The 18628-nt window shown below is 68.5% G+C and carries 16 protein-coding genes and 1 pseudogene; 6 read left to right on the top strand and 11 right to left on the bottom strand.

Annotation, left to right across the window (positions count from 1 at the left end):
• Positions 1-58: 58 nt before the first annotated feature.
• From QEG98_RS33425 to QEG98_RS33460, 8 genes and pseudogenes are all read right to left on the bottom strand, one after another.
• Positions 59-1801, bottom strand: coding sequence for a hypothetical protein (locus QEG98_RS33425; protein WP_316564159.1), 1743 nt, complete (start codon positions 1799-1801; stop codon positions 59-61).
• A gap of 32 nt (positions 1802-1833) precedes the next feature.
• Positions 1834-2622: a CHC2 zinc finger domain-containing protein gene (locus QEG98_RS33430; protein WP_316564160.1), complete on the bottom strand. Its 789-nt coding sequence runs from the start codon at positions 2620-2622 to the stop codon at positions 1834-1836.
• A gap of 266 nt (positions 2623-2888) precedes the next feature.
• Positions 2889-3662 carry a hypothetical protein gene (locus QEG98_RS33435; RefSeq protein WP_316564161.1) on the bottom strand — a complete coding sequence of 258 codons (774 nt, stop codon included), beginning with the start codon at positions 3660-3662 and terminating at the stop codon, positions 2889-2891.
• A 2431-nt stretch (positions 3663-6093) separates the two neighbouring features.
• Positions 6094-6219, bottom strand: a pseudogene (locus tag QEG98_RS33440) (site-specific integrase); the annotation flags it as partial.
• Between the two features lie 100 nt (positions 6220-6319).
• Positions 6320-7132 (bottom strand): ExeA family protein, encoded by an 813-nt coding sequence (locus tag QEG98_RS33445; RefSeq protein WP_316564162.1) that lies wholly within the window; start codon positions 7130-7132, stop codon positions 6320-6322.
• On the bottom strand, positions 7129-8490 hold the full coding sequence (locus tag QEG98_RS33450; protein ID WP_316564163.1) for a DDE-type integrase/transposase/recombinase: 1362 nt from the start codon (positions 8488-8490) through the stop codon (positions 7129-7131). The genes QEG98_RS33445 and QEG98_RS33450 overlap by 4 nt, the downstream gene beginning before the upstream one ends.
• Positions 8491-8647: 157 nt before the next feature.
• On the bottom strand, positions 8648-9091 hold the full coding sequence (locus QEG98_RS33455; RefSeq protein ID WP_316564164.1) for a hypothetical protein: 444 nt from the start codon (positions 9089-9091) through the stop codon (positions 8648-8650).
• A 296-nt stretch (positions 9092-9387) separates the two neighbouring features.
• Positions 9388-10005: a tyrosine-type recombinase/integrase gene (locus QEG98_RS33460; RefSeq protein ID WP_316564165.1), complete on the bottom strand. Its 618-nt coding sequence runs from the start codon at positions 10003-10005 to the stop codon at positions 9388-9390.
• 129 nt (positions 10006-10134) lie between these two features.
• On the opposite strand from QEG98_RS33460, the gene QEG98_RS33465 reads away from it, so the two are divergent.
• The 5 genes from QEG98_RS33465 (at position 10135) to QEG98_RS33485 (ending at position 15569) form a co-directional block, all read left to right on the top strand.
• Positions 10135-10671 (top strand): hypothetical protein, encoded by a 537-nt coding sequence (locus QEG98_RS33465; protein ID WP_316564166.1) that lies wholly within the window; start codon positions 10135-10137, stop codon positions 10669-10671.
• Between the two features lie 11 nt (positions 10672-10682).
• Positions 10683-12116 (top strand): hypothetical protein, encoded by a 1434-nt coding sequence (locus QEG98_RS33470; RefSeq protein ID WP_316564167.1) that lies wholly within the window; start codon positions 10683-10685, stop codon positions 12114-12116.
• Between the two features lie 653 nt (positions 12117-12769).
• Positions 12770-14011 (top strand): IS701 family transposase, encoded by a 1242-nt coding sequence (locus tag QEG98_RS33475; protein WP_316564168.1) that lies wholly within the window; start codon positions 12770-12772, stop codon positions 14009-14011.
• A gap of 88 nt (positions 14012-14099) precedes the next feature.
• Positions 14100-14315 (top strand): hypothetical protein, encoded by a 216-nt coding sequence (locus QEG98_RS33480; RefSeq protein WP_316564169.1) that lies wholly within the window; start codon positions 14100-14102, stop codon positions 14313-14315.
• Positions 14316-14417: 102 nt separating this feature from the next.
• Positions 14418-15569, top strand: a complete 1152-nt coding sequence (locus QEG98_RS33485; protein WP_316564170.1) for a kelch repeat-containing protein — start codon at positions 14418-14420, stop codon at positions 15567-15569.
• Positions 15570-15777: 208 nt separating this feature from the next.
• Here the strand turns inward: QEG98_RS33485 and QEG98_RS33490 are convergent, their stop codons facing one another.
• Complete coding sequence (locus QEG98_RS33490; RefSeq protein ID WP_316564171.1) at positions 15778-16860, bottom strand: IS630 family transposase; 1083 nt, start codon at positions 16858-16860, stop codon at positions 15778-15780.
• A gap of 178 nt (positions 16861-17038) precedes the next feature.
• Positions 17039-17272 carry a hypothetical protein gene (locus QEG98_RS33495; protein ID WP_316564172.1) on the bottom strand — a complete coding sequence of 78 codons (234 nt, stop codon included), beginning with the start codon at positions 17270-17272 and terminating at the stop codon, positions 17039-17041.
• 140 nt (positions 17273-17412) lie between these two features.
• Here QEG98_RS33495 and QEG98_RS33500 point away from each other — a divergent pair, with 140 nt between their 5' ends.
• Complete coding sequence (locus QEG98_RS33500) at positions 17413-18183, top strand: transcriptional regulator (protein WP_316564173.1); 771 nt, start codon at positions 17413-17415, stop codon at positions 18181-18183.
• Positions 18184-18221: 38 nt separating this feature from the next.
• Here the strand turns inward: QEG98_RS33500 and QEG98_RS33505 are convergent, their stop codons facing one another.
• Positions 18222-18611, bottom strand: a complete 390-nt coding sequence (locus QEG98_RS33505) for a hypothetical protein (RefSeq protein WP_316564174.1) — start codon at positions 18609-18611, stop codon at positions 18222-18224.
• Between the last annotated feature and the right edge of the window lie 17 nt (positions 18612-18628).

An 18628-nucleotide genomic window follows, 5' to 3' on the forward strand; every position in this document is an offset into this window, starting at 1 on the left:
GGCGGACTCCACGTCCTACCCAGGCGTCAACGTCTCGGCCCTCCCCATTGGCCGGTTTTCAGGGGACCTTCATTGGCCGGTTTTGGGTGACCACTGAGGCCCAGTGCTCGAAGGAGCCCAGCCGCTCTTTCCCCAGGGGCCTCCCCGCGGCAATCCACGCCTGCACGAGCGTCAGGGCCGCACGTACCAATTCGCTCCGATGCGCCTTCACCCAAGGAATAATCGGGTCGTGCTTGAAGTCGGTCCGCGTCCAGGCCCTGTCCAACTTGGGGTCGATGCGGATGCGCACGGAGCGACGGGCAATGTCCTTTGAGAGCCTCGGGTTGTTGCCGGTGAGCATCCACATGGCGGCATTGGGCAGCGTCAGCTTCTGCGTCTTGCCCAGGAGTCGGTCCGTCCAGGACGTACTCGTCAGCATGGCGGCGAGGGCCGCGGAGGAGAGCGTCGCCTTCTCATTGGCGTTGTCGAGGAGGATGAGGGGGCGCGCCAGGGCGAGCTCGGCGGTGAGCGTCTTTCGAATCTCCTCTTCATTCTCAGGCAAGGTGCCAATGGCGCACGCCCTGCCCGTCACCACCCACGAGACGAGGTTGCACAACAGGCCCTTGCCGGAGCCGACAGCGGGCGCCTCCACGACGTGGAGAGGGGTGCAGCCCTCAATCATCCGCCGGACGAAGGGCAGGAGGACGGCGGCGAGGGCATGTGCCTTGTCGCTGGGGTGCGCGAAGGGGAAGTCCACGAAGACGTCGTCGAAGAAGAGGGCCCGTGCGGCGGCAACCTCCTCGGGTGTTGGCCGCTCGGGCACGGCGCCGAGGTGAAGTGCGGGGGTGGGCTCCAGCCAGAGTCTGTCCTCCCGGTGCAGTCCGGGCGTCAGGAGGAGCTTCCCGTCCTGCCCGAATACCGGCGTCGTAATGACGGCCTCCACGGGAGGGAGGCCTGGAGGCGGGTACGCGAGGAAGTCCCGCGCGACGTCCTTCGGCGGGAAGACGGAGTGCGGACTGCCCTCGACTTCCGCTACCCACGTCGCCTCCCGGAGGAGGACTCCGTAGACGGCGGCCTCCGTCATCTCCGCGAGAATGGGCGCCTCCTTCTCGGGCTGGGCGAGCTGCGCGAGGGCGTTGCCTCGTATGAAGAGTGGCGCCGCCTCGTTGGCGAAGCCCTGCGTGCTGGCGGCCCTCATGCGGCGCTCATTCGCCTGCACCACCGCCTGGCGTGCCTCGGTGACAATGGCCCAGAGTTGGCGGTTGCCCACGTTGATTTCCGGGCGCACGGCGGACGCACGGCGCTGAGCCGTGGCCGCCGCCTCCTTCTGCGCCACCACCCCCTTGAGGTTGGCGTTGAGGGCCCGCCTCCGGAGGCCAAACTTCGCCGAAATGGCCTCCAGCACGACGTCGGCCCGCACTGCGGTGCACGTCTGCAGTGAGGCCAGGAGGGGCGCCAGCGCCTTGTCCAAGTCGGCCTTGGGCGCACTCTCGGGAATGCCGTCCAGCAGGTACTCCGGGTAGCCCCTCGCGCGGCCAAGGACTTCGTGGAGCGCCGCGGCGCCGTGCGTCGTCACAAACGCGTTGACGTCCACCTTCTCGGTGCCCTGCGGACGTGGAAGCAGGGCGAGGCACGCCTCGCGCCCCTCGGCCCAGAGGGCCGCGGCAGTCTCCCGCGCGCCCGCCTCTCCGGCGCCGCTGGCCTCGGCGTCATTGCAAATGACGACGCGCCTGGCGTCGCGAGTGAGTCTCAGCAGCCGGGGAATGTCCTGCTTGCGAAAGCGCGTCGTGGCCGGAGAGAGGCAAGCAATGCCCGCCTGCATGGCGCTGATGCAGTCGGTGACGCCCTCCGTAATCAGCAGCGTGTCGGCCTTGTGTGCCGCGTCCTCGTTGTAGAAGTAGTCGTTGCGGACGGTGGGCGAGACGTAGGGGTGCCGCTCCGAATGGGTGAGGAGCTTCTTGTACTTGGCCTCCTCCCTCGTGTGTTGCGTCGCCCGGGCGATGAAGTAGACGACGCGGCCCCCTTCCAGTACGGGAATACGAGGCGCTCCCGGAAGAAGTCCTCGACGCGGCCGCCCGGCAGTTGGACGAAGAGTCCCGTCTTGAGGGCCGCCTCGCGGCTCGCGCCCACCGCCGCACTCAGGTGCTCGAAGAGGCCGCCGTCGGCCCACCCCAGCTTGAGGCTGTCCACCACCTCGTCGGTGAAGCCGTAGTGCTGCTTGAAGGACTCCTCGCGGAGTTTCGTGGGCAGGCGGCGGTGGTAGTAGTCGGCGGCGGCCGTGAGGAGTCGCTCGACGTCGCGGCGCTCCACCAGCGCCTCGAGCTCACGCGCGTGGGACTCGTCATCGGGCGAGGGAGGAGAAATGCCAGCGCGCTCGGCCAGCCGGAATACCGCCTCCTTGAAGCCAACCTTCTCCCTCTCCTGGACGAAGTTGAAGACGTCGCCTCCCAGGCTGCCGCCGTTGGAGAAGTCGCGCCACGTCTGCGTGGTGGGCCACACGACGAAGGAGGGCGTCTTCTCCGGGTGAAAGGGTGAGAGTCCCTTGAGGGTGCTGCCCGAAGGGCGCAACTCGACGTGGGCGCCGACGACGTCGGTGATGTCCGAGCGGCTCCGTACCTGCTCCACGAAGGCGCGAAAGCTCATGGGGCCTGCACCTTGGGGCTGTGCCTCGTCGCCGCGGCGTCCGGCCCTCGGCGCACGGCAGGTTGGCACGCACGTCCCGCCAGCCTGGCGCCGAGGCGCCGCTGCGCAATGACTGTTGGGAGGCCGAGGGCACGAGAGGCAGCGCGCCCCTCGTCCCCACGGCGCGCGGAGAAGGAGTCCTGCATGGGTTGCTTTCCGGGGACGTGTGGACGGGCTGACTCGCAGCACGCCCTCGCTTGGCGGCTCAACTCACCTCGGGCTGGCGCTCAGCAGTTTCGTTCCCAAAACGCCTGGTACTCGACTGCAACCTCTTCGACGAAGGTTTGCCACTCCTCGCCGCGCATGGCTGACACGTCCCCAACCTGCTGCATTCCGAGGTGGTGGTGGAGGAGGCGCTCCACCCTCTTGCGCGGCATGGTTTTCAGCACGTTAGAGAGGTACTGCACGAGACGCGCGTTGGGTGGCCTTGCGCCCGCGGCGCCGCGGCGCGCTGCTTCGGCTGCCGCCGACGCGTCCACCCGGAGCTTCGCCAAGTCGTGAAGCGGCAGCCCCTGGAAGGACTGCTGCTGCTCCGGGGACAGGCGGCGCTCGGGCTGCAGGGAGTAGCGCGTCTGCCACCAGTCCTTCGCGGCCCCGTGACGCTGGACTTCAACGGCCCACGTCTCAAGCCCAAACGCGTGCCGCACGCGCAGGACGTCCTTGAAGAAGGCGATTCCGTACTCCAGCACCTTCACCTCGCGCGTCTCGAAGAGGGCGACGTTGTGGGTAAATCGCAGCACGGGCTTGTGTCCCTCCGCCTTCAGCCTCCGGGTGAAGGGGACGAACTTGTTGTCGATGACAGCCACGTCGCGCGGGTGCGGCTCCCCTAGGAAGACGACGACGGCGGCGTCCCCGTCATTCTCCAACTTCAGCCAGGCGTCCCCGGCCTCCTTGGGCTGCTTCGTCAACTCCTGCGTGCGGCAGTCCTCCCCCAAGGGCTGGGCTGGGGCAGGGCTGGGCGTCTGGGTAACTGGCCTGGGGGAGTCGCTCTCGTCACGCATGCGTGCCTCGGGGCCGGAGGAGGTTGTGGCCGCCGCTACTGGGGAGCCGCTCCGCCCTGCAGAGACAAAGGCTCGGTGCCCGCAATCGGGGACATGCCGACGCGCACGAATTTCCACCGGGGCCTTCGACTCTCCAGGTAATCAGTTTTTGCTGGAGTCCTGGTGGCTTGCCCCGCATCCGGTAGCACCATGAGAAGGAGGCCGCGGCGGGCCATCCAGTATGGAGGGTCGCTCCTTCATGAGGGCGGCGATGGCCTCTGCTGGGCGGGCCTCATGCCCCTCTGCCTTGAACACGGGCGGAGTTCCCACCTCCTCCATTCGGACTCCCACGCTGCGCTCCAAGGGGAGAGACCACGAGCACTCCCGAGGGGCTCGGCCTGTGACTGCTCGGAACGAGTGAGGAGTGCGTGGGCGAGGCAACCTTCACGCCGAAGGGCATGGACAGCCGCCTTCCCCAGAAGCCGCTCTCGCTCGAACCAGGGCAACCCCATCAGACACACGGGGTGGTGCTCACCGGTGGCGCGCAACCGGCGCCCCCAGCCCCAGCACGACGCGGGGACAGACAGGACGATGAAGGCGAGGAACAGGGGAGTGAGTGACCTCGCCACCTACTTTCCCCCTCCGACTCTCGCATCCCTGCCGGACTGCCGGACTTCATGCCGGACTTCCCCCGCAGAAGTCCGGCACCCAAAACGGCTGTAACTACGAGTGGTTAGGCCCTCCTGCCGGACTTGCCGGACTTCCTCCCCCCTCCCTCACCTATACGGGGAAATATTTTCTGCTCGCTTCCCTCCGAAAATATTTTCCTTCGCGTACGTAAAGGTGCCTTTGAAGTCCGGCAAGTCCGGCAGAGTGACTCAACCCCATGAAGTTGTTACGGAAATTGCTGCCGGACTTCATGCCGGACTTCTGCCGGACTTGGGAGAAGTCCGGCAGCTGAAGTCGGGGGCGGTGCCCTGCTTCAACTCGAGGTACCGGGCGCCAGGGTGAGACTTCGGCACCTCCGGCTTCCCTGGCCTGGTTGCTGGGTGCCAGGACCGGCTCAACGGACCGCATCCGGGTCGGCCAAACGGATCGCGACTCCTGAGCGCGCAGGATTGGCCACTTGCACCCGGTTGTCGTTCGCCTGCGCATGGAGGGCGGGGCAAGGTGAGAACCGGCGAAGCTGCCCCTTGGTACTCCTGAGCGCCCGGGCAGCTTGAGCAGAACGGGACTCCGATTCGCGCAGGTGCCCCACAGGAGAGGGCGGCCCATGACAACGCAGAGGAGTGGCTGTCTCTGCGGCTGCGCGAAGCCCGAAGCTGTTCGTCCAGGTTGGTCCAGGGCCAGCGACACTCCCGCGCTCGGGGTAATTCTCCTCCGACAGGCGCCCTCCCCCCGCCGACCCCGACTGAGAGCGCCCTTCGGTAAGTGAACGCGGACACTTTGGTCTTCAGTTTCGCCGTTCACTTTCGTCGAGCCAGGCCACGCCCGTTCACTTTCCCCCGGGAGCTCCACCTGGCGCGCGGATGCACACTCCCGGGGCCACAGCCTCCGTAGTTTCGCGGGGTTGGGGCGGACGGCCACCAGTGCTCGAGCGCCGCGGTATCGCTCCGGGCCATAACTCGGGCCCGGAAGCACACTCCGTCCAGCGGGCCGGACGGCCTCGGGCCGTTCACTTCCCCGGCCCGCCTGCCCCCTCCCCGCCAAAGCCCCGCTGGCCGCAGCGTGGCCCACCGGCGCGCGCCCCCGGTTGGCCCCACGTACCGCGCCTGTCGCGGCGTGGCGCCCCTTTCGTGCGCACGTGTCCCCCAGCGCTTCGGGCCGCAGTCCTTTGTCCTCCTCGTGAGCCCCACGAACCCCCGAGCTGCCCTCGAAGCCCCGCCCCTCCGCCCCGCGCGCACCTGGGCGCGCGTGCCGTTACCAGGGCCGAGCCGAATGGCCGGAAACAGGTAAAGGTGGCCATTCGGCGGCACTGCCCCCACGCTGTTTCGCGCGCTTACGAGGCCTCCTGGCGGGCCGAAACGCCGAGGCCAATGGCCGCTTTCCGCTGGTTGGCGCCACCTGCTGCCCTCCACGCGCCCCTGCCATTCCCCAGCCAGCAGCACTGCCTGCCCGGCCGGGTGTCCCCTTGCATACCGACGACGTCAGCACGCCTACCCCGCCTACCCACGACGCCAGGGTGGGGGGTGGTGTGTTTTTTCGTGGAGACGGTCTCGCCGGGGTGTGTACCTGGGACCCTTCTTGAAGGAGTCACCTCCCAGAAAGTGAACACCCCGCCCCTGTTCATTTGCACTCGGTAAGTGAACACCTTGCGCTGTTCACTTTCGCCGGCTGCGCCTGGGGCGGCCCACGCGGGCTCAGCGCACGGCCGCCCCGCACCGCCTCCGCGCGGCACCACGGCCCAACCAGGGGCTCTCGCGGGCGCTCAGCGCGGAGGCGGCGTGCCCCATCAGCAGGGCAAGTCGTTCGTCACGCGCACCAGCTCGTCATCCGAGGGGTGCGTGTAGATGACGGTGGAGTCGATGCTTCGCTGCCTCGCGAACTTCTGAGTGAGGCGGATGTCCTTCGTCCTTCGGTTGTTGCGAGGCGAGCTGGTTGATGGACGAGCGATCCGCCTAGTTGATGGGCATCACCGAGCGCGAGCGTCAGCGAGCGCGCTCGGTGATGGGACCGGCCTACAGAGCGGCGGCGTCGGTGTCGAGCACGCGTGCGAGGACGTCGCGCTCGACGAGCTTTTTCTTGCGACGCGCGGCCTCGCGAAGCGCAGTGGTCGCGAGCCGGTCAATGTCGCGGTGAGCGCCGGAGGCGGCCTCGTGGAGCATCGCCATCGCGTCGGAGGCGAAGAGTTCTCGCTCGCAGCCCGCGTTCTTCAGGCGCAGGCGGAGGTACTCCGCGGTGTCATCGGGCTGAAGCGCGTCGATGGTGAGCCGGCGTGCGAGGCGGGAGGCGAGGCTGCGGTTACGGCGCATCGCGAGCCGCGAGTCGAGCTCGGGCAGGCCGACGAGGATGAGGGAGAGGAGCGCCTTCGAGTCCCACTGGTAGTTCAGGAGGATGTGGAGGTGGTCGAGCACGTCCTGGTGGAGCAGGTGCGCCTCGTCGAGGAGGAAGACGGGGTGGACGCGCTCGCGACCGAGGTCCTCCACGTGGCTGGACACGGCGTAGAAGACAGAGGCCGCGGTGGCGGACGGCGTGAGCCCGAGGGCAAGACACAGCTGGCGGTAGAAGTCGCGGCGGCCCAGCGTGGCGTTGTGACAGTAGGTGAGGCGGAAGCCCGCCTGGGGTAGCCGGTGGCGGAGCGCGCGCAGGACGCACGTCTTGCCGACGCCGGGCTCGCCCACCAGCATGACGCTCTGCCGCTCGCGCACGGCTTCGCAGAGTTCCTCGACGAGGTCCGTCTTGGAGGCCGGCAGCCAGAGGTCCGCGTCGGCAATCTCCTTGGAGAAGGGCGCCTCGGAGAAGCCGAAGTGGGTGACGTAGGCGGGCGTCATGACTCACCTGCATCGCGATGCCGAGGAGGACGCCCGACGGCGCGGTCGAGGAGCGCGCGAGGCGGGTCAAACGCGGGGTGTGGCCGGTACGTCTCGTCGTGGACGGGAGGCCGACGCAGCGGCCTCTTGCGGCGCGCGTTCTTCACCGCGTCGACTGGGTGGAGGGAGTAGCGCTTGCCCTCGAATTCGGCCCAGGGAGCCTCACCCAGGTCGACAAGGCAGCGGCACAGGTGCACGAGGCGCCCGGCGAGGTGGCCTGCGTCGAGCTCGTAGTCGGCACCATCGACAGCGACGGTGGTGTCGCGCCGCACGCGTCGGCGGATGCGGGTGGTGAGGGCCTCGCGCAGCTTCGCCTCGTCGAAGCCATCGGGCGCCCGGGGCGTGGCCTCGAAGACGGTTTTCGGTGTCGCGCCCATGAGGGCAGCGTGCGACGTGACGTGGTAGTGCGCGTCGAGGAAGGCGCAGAGGCGGACATTGACGTCGTGCAGCGAGGCGACGGGCCCGAGGAAGTCGAGGCAGCCCTCGCGCAGCGTGCGCCAGAAGCGCTCCATCTTCCCGCGGGCGGGGGCGTCGTAGGGCCGCGCGTGCAAGAGCGACGTGCCGATGCGAGCGCACGCGGTGGCGAGCGTCTCGCCCCGGTACGTGGCGCCATTGTCCAGGTAGAGAGCGTCCGGCGGACCGTGCTTGCGCAGGGCGCGCACCATGAGGCCAAGCATGTCCACCTCGCGCTCAGTGTGGTGGGCCTCCAACGCCACGACGTACCGGCTCGCGTCGTCCAGCAGCGCGTGGATGCGCAAGGGCAGCGACTTGCCCCCGACGGTGAGTCCAGGCCCGTGACACACGTCCGCGTGCCACAGGGCCATTGGGCGCTCGGCCTGCCAGCGCAGGCGCGTCTTCGTGCCGCTGCCGTCGCGCATCCCGACGCGGTCGAGTCCTGCTTCCGCAAAGAGGCGGCGCACCGTCGTCGCCGAGACGGCGTCCTTCTCGAGCCGGCCATCGGTGACGAGCGTGCGCAGGATGAGCGTCACGGACGCGGACGGGTACTCCCGCCGGATGTCGAGCAGCAGCTCGCGCTGGGCCGCCGAGAGCTGCTGGGCGCGGCCCTTGTCGCTGCGGCCGCGCGGGGCGAGGCCTGAGAGGCCGCGCTTCTTGTACGCGTAGTACCAGCGCTCGAGCGTGGCCGCCGAGTAGCAGTGGCTCGCCTTGGCGCCCGGCGGCACGAAGCGCTGCTGGGCGAGGGATTCGAGCGCCGAGGCGAGCTGGCCTCGGTCCATCTGCGCCTGGGTGAGGGCGCCGATGACTCCGTGGCGAAACACCGCCACCGCCTCGGCGTGGGACTTCGGGGTGAGGCTCTTCATTTTGCGCGGACTTCCCGTACCGCCCCCTCATCCCGGCATGGGCCTCTTGGGAGAGCAGACGCCTACCGTCCCGCCGGAGGCAGGTCTTCGAGGACAGGGCGTGTCGGGTGGGACGGACTTCTGCGCGGGGCGAGCCGATGGCTGCGGAGCAAGTCCCTCAGCGAGCGCGCTCGGCTCCCCGGAACGAACAGGCGGACAGCGATGGCGGTCCCGTCGCCGGGAGCGCAAAGGCGGCGACTGTCGTCGCCGCTCGTGCGGCCACCGCTCGCGCCGTCCAGTCCGCGGGCGCCGGCCGCACGCAGCACAGGAGCGTCCCGCGCCTGGCCTCCCCGGCCCAGCGGCAGAGGGCATCCCAGCGCCCAGCGCTCCCTGGCCCCACCACGTCCCACGGACTCACGCGCCTGCGCACCGCCGCCGCCGGCAGCGACTCGAGGCCCCACAGGGCGAGCGCCCAGGCGATGGCCGCGAGCGAATACAGCTTCCTGCCCAGCACCTCCGCGGGCACTACCGTCTGCGACACGCCGCACGCACGGCAGCGGTAGCGTCGCACGCGCAGCTCTACGAGCACGGGCGACGCGCCAGCGTCCAGCGGCCCGCGCACCGGCGGCTCCGGCTGCCATGCCCATGAAGCCTCAGAGGCGCTCCCACAGGGCGGCTCGCCGCGCCGCAAGCGGCGCAGCTCGCCGGGCGTACCGCCGACACGGACGGCATCTGTGCCGCCCAGGACTTGACGCCGACGCGCGTCCGTACGACTCCTTGGGTGCCTCGCTTCTCTCTCACACGTCGAGCGGGGCGCTCGACCTGTGAGCGTGTTGGCGCACGCTCCAGGTCACCTTTCTCGCACGCGAGCTGGCGAACACCGCCGCGCCCCGTCCTCTCAGAGCCCCGCGGACTACCTCACGCAGCGTGGCGCGCCAGAATCCGGCTCGCTGCTGGACTCCGCGCGGCCTGCAACATCCCTTCCCGGCAACCAGCGCGCTCGTCGCGACCGCGATCTCCATCAACCACTTCGCTCAGCAACATTCGGTACACCCCGGTGCACGCGGTATGGCGCACGGTGTGGAAGTTGAGGTGCCTGTCCAGGCCCGCGCGCTGCTGCCACACGCCGAAGCCGTGGCGCACCTGCCGCGTGGACAGGCGCAGGCCCTTGCGGCTCAGGAAGAGCGGCGCCTGGGGCCCCACGTCGTGCCCCTGCGCGCGCTTCACGCGCAGCAGCTTCTCCAGCTTCGCGCGCACCGTGTCCGAGAGGACAACCTCCTGGGGGCGCGGGTGCCGGCGGCAGCCCTTGAAGACGTGCAGCAGCACGTGCCGGCGTGCGCGCCCGCGCTCGTCGAAGATGTCGCCGATGTTGAGGGCCACCAGTTCGTGCTCACGCAGGCCCGAGGCCAGCGCGAGGCTGTAGAGGCAGTGGTCCCTGAATCCCTCCTTGTGCTCCCCCGTGGCGCGCAGCAGCCGCGCCACCTCCTTCTCCGTGAGAGTGCGGGGTGCTCGGACGACAGCGGCATAGGCAGACATGGCGACTCCTTCGTGAAGTGGACGCGGCCATACGCGCTCTGTCGCCGCAACAAGACAAGTCATTAACCCCGCTGCGCATTCTTGAGCCGGGCCCCGCGCGGCCTCGGCCTTTCCCCGAGAGGAGTCGCTGTGCATCCGCTGGCCCATTTCAACTTCGAGGCACGCCGCAAGACGGGCAGCCACACGGCGTCAGGCGCTCCGTCACCACAGCCACGCCTGGCCCCCATCTCACCGCTCCAGGACCTGGTGCTGGCCCACCTGGAAGTGGCCAGGACGCTCGCTTCGTTCATCCCGGGCCTCACGCCGGAGCTGGCAGCGGCCCGCGCGCTCGACGCCATCCACACGGACACGGGGCTGACGATGGAGCCCCATCGCAGGGGGCTGTCGGCCGCCGCCGAGCCACCCGCGCGGCTCACCGCCACGCAGCTCGGCCAGAAGGTGGGGCTTTCCGCCAGGAAGATGAACCTCCGCCTGGAGGCGTGCGGCCTCCAGCGGCGCAACGAGCACGAGGAGTGGGAGCTGACGGACGCGGGCCAGGACTACGCCGAGGCCGTCCCTCGCACCCTCCAGGACCATTCCGCCTACCAGCTCCTCTGGCAGCCCGAGGTACTCGGCGTCCTCGAGGATGCCGCTCGCTCCTCGGCCATTTCCGTCGGCCTCGGCTGAAGGAGGACAGCGTGACGCTCAGCATCGTCAAGCGCACCGAGGATGACCTCACCCAGTGGCTGGCCACCGAGTCGGGCTTCATCTCCGGCCTGTGCAACTACGACAGCGAGCCGGTGGTGCTGGAGCCGTACCAGCAGTCCTTTCTCGGCAACCGCTCCCGATTCAGGTGGGTGGCGAAGAGCCGCCAGGTGGGCTTCTCCTTCCTCTTCGCCCTCGAGGCCCTGGCGCGGTGCCACCTGCGCGACGGCCACACGGCGGTCTTCGTTTCGTACAACCTCTCGGACGCCGTCGAGAAGGTGCTCATCGCCCGGCAGGTGTACGAGGAGCTGCCGCTCGCCTACCAGAAGAAGCTCGTGACGGATGCCAAGACGGAGCTGGCCTTCGAGTCAAACTCCCGAGGCCGGCGCCTCTCGCGCATCATCTCCGTTCCCGCCAAGCCTCCGCGCGGCAAGCGCGGCGATGTCTACCTCGACGAGCTGGCGCACCTGGTCAACGACCGCGAAGTCTATACAGGCAGCACCGCCCTCATCCTGCGCTCGCATGGACAACTCACAGGGGGCAGCACCCCGCTCGGCCGGCGCGGCATCTTCTGGGAGATAGACACCCAGGAGCTGCGGAAGTACCCGCACCACACCCGCCAACTGGTGCCCTGGTGGCTGTGCCGCTTCTTCAGCCTGAACGTGAGGCGCCCGCAGTGGAGGCGCCCCTCATGTCCACCGAGGAGCGCGTCGCTCGCTTCGGACGCCCCGTCCTCGTGGAGCAGTTCGACTCCCTGCCCCAGGAGGACTTCCAGCAGGAGTTCGAATGCCTTTTACGTCGACGAGTCCTACAGCTTCCTCCCCTACGAGCTCATCCTCCCGTGCACCACCGACGAGCTACCGCTGGCCCAGGACGCGTCCGACGTGCCCGTCCCCCAGGGCCGACTGGTGGCGGGCTTCGACGTGGGCCGCACGAGAGACCGCTCGGAGCTGGCCGTCTTCGAAGAGGTGGAGGGCCGCTTCACCTGCCGCATGCTGCGCAGCTTCGAGGGCGTGCCCTTCGCGGAGCAGGAGGCGCACCTCCGTCGTCTGCTGTCCGTGCTTCCCGTGGCTCGTCTCAGCGTCGACCGCAGCGGCATCGGCATGAACCTCGCGGAGAACCTCGCCCGCGACTTCCCCCAGGTGGTGGAGGAGAACTTCACCAACGAGGCCAAGGAGCGCTGGGCGACTGACTTCAAGATTCTCCTCCAGCGCCGCGATGTGACGCTGCCGCGCCAGCGTGAACTTGTCGGGCAGATTCACTCCATCAAGCGGCGCGTGCTGCCCTCGGGGAAGGTTTCCTTCGACGCCGAGCGCACCAACCGCGGGCACGCGGACAAGTTCTGGGCCGTCGCCCTCGCATGCCAGCGCGAGCGGGGGCCAGAGCGACGCGGTACCGGGGAGATTGGGGTGCGGGTGATTGGCTAAGGCAACCGGGGCCCGGCTGCTGAGCGCGTCGCGCCGCAACGTCGCGCCCTCATGGCCCTCCAGCACCGCGTGTCGCAAGGCAAGCTCGGGATCTTGAGCCGGTCTAGCCGCCGCGCCCCGCAAGTCCGGCCCCAGGACATGCTCCCTTTCCATGGTCGCCGCAGGCATCAATCTCGTGCCTGCCTTCTCGGCACCGGGCATAGATGTTCTGCGGCCCTCGGCCAAAAAAGGCTCGGAACCTTCATGTGTGGAGCAGATCGCGTCTCGCAGCGTGGTGCTGGCGAGTGGTCCGCTCCCCAAGGACAAGCCATGAAGAAGGACACCCTGGGCACCAGCGAGAGGCATCACAAGCTCATCCTCGTCGCCGGCCTGATACTCCAACTGCTGCAGCTCCTCGTGGCCTACGCCGCCTTCCGCGCCCAGCCCTAGCCCGACCGAGCCGCAACTGCCCACGGTGGGTCGCCCAGGGCAGGCCGGCCAGCCGTGGACGGCGGCCAGCATCTAATACGACTTGGTCACTTCAGAATGCGTGAGGGCGGGCGGACTGTTCCCCATGCATGACGCCGACGCAGCTGAAGCGGTTGGAGGGAGAGCTGGAGAGCTTCCTTGAATCGATGTTCTCAGGCCTGGGCCGCGTGGAGCGGCGACGGGCGATGGACTGGTACGTCAAGGGTCTGTTGCTCGAAGGCGAGCGCAAGAGCATCGACCCGATGGCGGGGCGACTGGTGGAGGCCGCTGGCGAGCAGGAGGCCATGCGCCAGCGCTTCCAACAGTGCGTTAGCGGCAGCGCATGGGCGGACGAGGAGGTCATGCGCCGACTGGCACTGAAGCTGGAAGCAGAGCTGCCGGACATCGAGGCGCTGGTACTGGATGACACGGGCTTTCCCAAGAAGGGCAAGCATTCGGTAGGCGTCGCCAGGCAGTATTCGGGCACCTTGGGCCGGACTGACAACTGCCAGGTGGCCGTCAGTCTGCATTTGGCGGGAGAGAAGAGCAGTGGCTGCATCGGGATGCAGCTGTACCTACCGGCGGAATGGACATCCGCCCCGGAGCGATTGCACAAGGCGGGCGTGCCCGAAGATGTCTCGTTCAAAACGAAGCGGGACATCGCCCTCGGGCTACTCGAGCGTGCGCTCGACTGGGGCGTCAAGCCACGTCTTTTCCTGGCGGACTCAGGCTACGGAAATGAAGTCGAGTTTCGCGAGGAGCTCACGCGCCGAGGGCTGCCGTACATCGTCGGTATCCGCGGCGACTCGGTGCTCTGGCCTCCAGGATTCGCGCCTCCGCCCATTCCCCCGAAACCCGCGGGAATGAGTGGGCCTACGCGCACCCGCTACCGCTATGGTGACGCGAAGCCCGCTGCCGCCCAGAAGCTTGCTGCTGACCTGCCCCCCACCGCTTGGAAGTCGGTCCGCTGGGGTGAAGGCACCAAGGGGCGCAAGCGTTCACGTTTCGCCGCGCTGCGCATCCGCATCGCCCATGGGCACTCGGTTGGGTTGGCCCCGGGCGACGAGCAATGGCTGCTCTGTGAGTGGCCCAAGAACGAGAAGCAGCCCACCAAGTTCCACCTCTCGACTCTGCCTGCGAATATTTCCCTGAAGCAACTCGTGCGCCTCACCAAGCTGCGCTGGCGCGTCGAGCGTGACTACCAGGAGTTGAAGGCAGAAGTGGGACTCGACCACTTCGAAGGGCGCTCATGGCGTGGCTTCCACCACCACGCCACCCTCTGCGCCGTGGCCCACGGCTTCCTCGCGCTCCGTCGAGCGCTTTTCCCCCCGGAGCCGAGTGCGATGGACGCTGCCGATGGTGCGGCGTGCGCTTCAGCCGCTTCTGCTCCGGCAGATTGGCACCTGCCCGCTCTGCAACAGGGCCATCAATCCCAGAGCTCCGCCTGAGCTGCCCTCACGGATGTGACCAAGTCGTATTAGGTGAGATCTCGACCGATCCCGCCGATGGGCAGCTGGGGGGCACAACCAGGAGCGGGTGAACGCGAACCACATCCGCACGTTGCAGAAGAAGCTCGAGAGCATCGCCTCGCTTGTTGCCGCCGGGGATACGGCGGCCGCGCTCGCCGAGTTCGCCGCGTTCCGGCAGAAGGCCGACTGCGGCTCGCCCCACTGGTTCGTCTGCGGGTCGGACGCGCAGACGCTCGTGGTCACCAGTGTCGACGAGATCGTAGCGAACCTCCTCGGCAACTGAGCGCCCCTGGGGTATTCATCGGCCATGACCCTCAGGACACCGTCCACCTCCCACGCACGCTCCCGCCTGGCCCTGCTTCTCCGCGGCTGCGGCCTCACCGCCGTGCTCGTGTTGACCGCTTGTGGTTCCGAGAAGCCTTCGCCGCCCAGGTGCTGCGAGAGCCCGCGCTGGGAGCCCGTCGAGCAGCACGGAGACGTTCCGCCCGCGCTCTGGGAGGCCAGTGCGTCGTTCTCCCGCACGAGCGGGGATCCGGCCGTCGTCTACCGCTTCGGCGGCCAGAGCGGGAACTTCCCGGATGACTTCACCGTCAATGACTTCCATGCCTTCGACGTCGCCACGGCCACCTGGAGGAAGCTGACCTCGCCGCCGCCCGCTGCTCGCGCCGAGGCCCTGATGACTCCCGGTCCGTGCGACGACTGCGTGAGCATCGTGGGAGGGCGGGGCCGGTTCCGGACGGGCTCGGACCTGATGTTCCCCGAGATGTGGACCTACCACGTGCAGAGCCAGCAATGGGAGCAGGTGTCCTCCGAGAACCTGGGAGATCCGTTCGCCGTGCGCCGCTCCTCCGCCCTGGTGGTGGAGGTGCCCCGGGCAGGCCAGTCCGGCAAGAAGACCCGTTATGCGTTTGGCGGCGTGGGCAACACGCTTCCACGCTTCGCCACGACGTCCACCGGTCTTCGCAACGATGTCGCCGTCCATGACGAGGACACGGGCTGGCGGCTCGTCACGACGACTGGTGAGAAGCCCGCGCCTCGCGCCTGGGTCGCGGGCGGGTACGACCCGGACAGCCACTCGCTGATTGTCTTTGGGGGCTACCGCCTCGGAGCGGATCAAGGCCCCGATACGCCGGCCGGGGAGCTCTTCGGTCCGACGAACTACGAGAACGACCTCTGGTCGCTGAACCTCGAGACGCTCACGTGGACCCGGCTCCAGCCGGCGGGGCCCCTTCCTGCGCCGCGCGACAACGCGGTGTCGTTCTTCGACACCCTCCATGGCGGGCTGGTCGTCTTCGGTGGGCAGCGCTTCGACGGCCTCTCCAGCGACCTGTGGTTCTACTCGGTGAAGGACAACCGGTGGACCGAGGTGGCCTTCGCCTCCGGCTCGCCCATTCCCCCGGCCCGCGTCGGAGGCATCTCCTTCGTGCGCGAGACGCCCACCGCCTACGAGCTGTACCTGAACGGTGGGGCATCGTCCGACGGCGGCGCGAGCGAGTTCTACGACGATCTCTGGAAGCTGACCTGGCTGAAGCGCTGACCGAGTATAGGAAGGATGGAATGCCTGTTGAGGGGTGGCGTGCTGGAGCGCCGGGGCCGAGGAGGGCCGCTGACAGGGGCCGCCCGAGCAGCGCACCCGGTCGGTTGAGAGGCCGCTTGAGCCCCTTGAGGGACACGCCTGCCCAGGTCGCCCTCCCATGAGGTGCGCGGCAAGAGCATAAACGACCGATCTTAATTCCCGAACAGTCTCAAGCTGCGCGCCGAACAGGTGCGGCGCGCAGCAGGGGGCTGGCCGTCTTTTGCGTGTTGCGCGCATCGAGGTAGGCGTCCACCTCGGCCATGAGCGCCTCCATCTTCTTGCAGCGGTGATTGCGGGTGACGTTGGCGTGCACGTCCCACCACACGCGCTCGATGCGGTTGCCTTCCGGGCAGTACGGCGGCAGGAAGTGCAGCACCACTCGCTCGCCCAGGCCCTCCAGGGCCTTCTTCGTCTTCTTGCTGGAGTGGGTGGCTGCATTGTCGAGGATGAAATGCAGGCGCCTGGCCTGGGGGTAGGAAGCATCCACGGCACGCACCAGGTCGATGAAGAGCGCACTCGTCTTCTTCTCCCCCTGCACCCAAGTCATCTGGGCCGTACTCGCGTCCAGCGCTCCGGCCACGTAACGCTTCTGGTTATTGCCGGGAGTCACCACTTCGCGCCGCTGCCCTGGCAGCGTCCAGTCCGGGCCGATTTTCGGATTGAGGTGCACGTCCATCTCATCCTCGAAAAGCACGGGCTCGTCCGGCCGGGCCAAGGCTGCATGGCATTTCAGCCGCCAGAGGCGCCGCTGGCGTCGACGCGCTGGCCAGGGACAGCGCACCACGGGACGCGGGCGCCTTCTCTTGGCCCCCACCGAGGCCAAGGCACGTCCCATCGTCGCGGGCGAGACATGCACCCGGCCTCGCCTCTCCACCTCGCGTACCAGCAACTCGCGCGTCCACGTCGTGCGCCGCCAACCGGACTGCTGCGGCGTGCCTTCCAGCACCCGGCACAACGTCTGCCGGAATTTCTCGTCCACTTTGCGCTGCCCATTCTGAGCGCGCCCGTCCAAGAGGCCCTCACGGCCTGACTTCTGGAAGCGCTGGACCGCGGACACCACCGTGGACGTGGCGCACAGCAGCTGCCGCGCGGCCTGCGCCCGTGACTGACCACTGGCCACCTTCGCTACCGCCAGGCACCTCCGCAGGGTGAGCGGGCAGCCAGTCCTCTCTCCCCAGCGAATCAGCCGCCTGCGGTCAGGACACCGCAGGCGCAGCTGTTGCCTTCCCTGAGGCAGGGCTCGCTTCTTCATCCGGTTCTTGCGCACACAAGGCCGAACGGCGCGAGCGCCTGCCCCTTCCTTCCTCCTCCAGCGCCTGCCTACCCTGCGAGCCGATCGGGATTCATGCGCGGTCGTTTAGCCACGCGGCTCCGCCTCTCGCTCGATAGCCCCGGAGGCAGCGGCGCTGTCAGCACGAACATCCAAGGGCTCAACGCCTCGCTGCCGTTCGCGCCTTGACCTTCAGCCAGGCCTGCCGCCGGAAGGGGTACGTCGAGCAGATGCGGCGCCACGTCCACACCTCGCTCCACGTCCACCAGTCCGCAGGCGGCTGGAGGCCGACGTCGCGCAGGTTGCCAAGGCCACGGTAGCCGACGCCGTCGAGCCCGAAGCCAGCGTTGGACTCCAACACCAGAACCTTGTCCGTCTCCGGGTGGAAGCCCACGACGAAGAAGGTGTGCCCGGAGCCCCACTGGCTGCGCCACCCCTGGATGAGTGTCCAGGGGGGGAGGAACGTCCGCCGACGGCGCCGGCACGGCCATACCGGACTCGACGGCAGCCGTCACGGGCGAGAAGTAGTCCTGGGTGGAGGCAATCATCATCTGCCTGTGGCGGCGCACGTCCCAGGAGAGGGCCGCGCCATGCACCTCGGAGAAGGCCTTCACCAGCAGGGCCTCGACGAAGGTGCAGCAGTTGTTCAGCCGGGGCGGCGCGCCCTCGGCGCAGGTGTTGGACCGGCTCGCGCAGGCGCTGATGCTGACCGACGTCGAGCGCGAGCACCTGTTCCTGCTGGGGTTGGGGCGTCCGCCGGAGGTGCGTTACCGGCCCGTCGAAGGTGTCACGCCGCGCTTGCAGCGCGTGCTGGACGCGATGGGCGTCTGCCCGGCGATGGTGCGCACCGCGACGTGGGACATCGTGGCCTGGAACCGCGCCGCGGCCGTGGTCCTGTCCGACTACGGCACGCTGCCGCCGGACCGCCGGAACGTGCTGCGACAGATATTCCTGAACCCGAAGGCGCGCGAGCTCAACTTCGATTGGGAAGCGGTGGCGCGTTTCGTGGTCGGTGTGTTCCGCGGCGACGCGGCGCGCGCCGGGGCGGCCGAGACGGTGCAGCCGATGGTGGACGAGCTGTGCCGGGACAGCCCGGAGTTCGCGGCGATGTGGCGCGACAACGACGTGAGGAGCTTCGGCGAGGGCGTGAAGCGGCTGCGCCACCCCGTGCTGGGCGCCATCACGCTGGAGTACTCGTCCTTCGCCGTGGATGGCCGGCCCGACCTGGCCATGCTGGTCTACAACCCGATGGAGGAGGCGGACGCGGTGAAGATTCGCGGGTTGATGGAGGGCAGGGCCGCCTGAGCAGGGTGGAGCCTCCCGCCGAAGAGCGAGCTCATCGTCTATCCCCAGACACGCGGCGGACTTCGACACGGAGGTCGTGGACTGCCGGGAGGGCCGCCGTTTTCATGGGGGCGGGGTGTTCGAGACGCCAGGGGGTTCACCTTGACGCGTCCTCTCACTTCGCTTCGGCCGACCCGGACGGACAGCTCGACATCCACCGCGAAGGGCGTGGAGAGATAGCCATTCCTCGGGGCTCGGACCCGAGCGAGGTACTCAGGGCTGTCGTCCGCGTCGTCGGCGACGATGAGTGCCCCTGGGCGGAGCCGGTCCTCGATGAGTCGCAGGATGTCCGGATAGAGCGCCTTCGCTCCGTCGAGCAGGAGCAGGTCGACCTGAGCGGGGAGCCCGAGCGCGAGCGTCTTCAGGGCGTCGCCTTCGCGGAGCTCCACAGCATCCACAGGCTCAA

It is taken from the genome of Myxococcus sp. MxC21-1 (assembly GCF_032612255.1).
GTDB classification, from domain to species: Bacteria; Myxococcota; Myxococcia; order Myxococcales; family Myxococcaceae; genus Myxococcus; species Myxococcus virescens.

What these genes read in the sequence shown, in the direction of transcription:
- QEG98_RS33425 (WP_316564159.1), bottom strand. Translation starts at nt 1,801, where the DNA reads ATGCAGGCGGGCATTGCTTGCCTCTCTCCGGCCACGACGCGCTTTCGC.
- QEG98_RS33430 (WP_316564160.1), bottom strand. Translation starts at nt 2,622, where the DNA reads ATGAGCTTTCGCGCCTTCGTGGAGCAGGTACGGAGCCGCTCGGACATC.
- QEG98_RS33435 (WP_316564161.1), bottom strand. Translation starts at nt 3,662, where the DNA reads ATGCGTGACGAGAGCGACTCCCCCAGGCCAGTTACCCAGACGCCCAGC.
- QEG98_RS33445 (WP_316564162.1), bottom strand. Translation starts at nt 7,132, where the DNA reads ATGACGCCCGCCTACGTCACCCACTTCGGCTTCTCCGAGGCGCCCTTC.
- QEG98_RS33450 (WP_316564163.1), bottom strand. Translation starts at nt 8,490, where the DNA reads ATGAAGAGCCTCACCCCGAAGTCCCACGCCGAGGCGGTGGCGGTGTTT.
- QEG98_RS33460 (WP_316564165.1), bottom strand. Translation starts at nt 10,005, where the DNA reads ATGTCTGCCTATGCCGCTGTCGTCCGAGCACCCCGCACTCTCACGGAG.
- QEG98_RS33475 (WP_316564168.1), top strand. Translation starts at nt 12,770, where the DNA reads ATGGACTGGTACGTCAAGGGTCTGTTGCTCGAAGGCGAGCGCAAGAGC.
- QEG98_RS33490 (WP_316564171.1), bottom strand. Translation starts at nt 16,860, where the DNA reads ATGAAGAAGCGAGCCCTGCCTCAGGGAAGGCAACAGCTGCGCCTGCGG.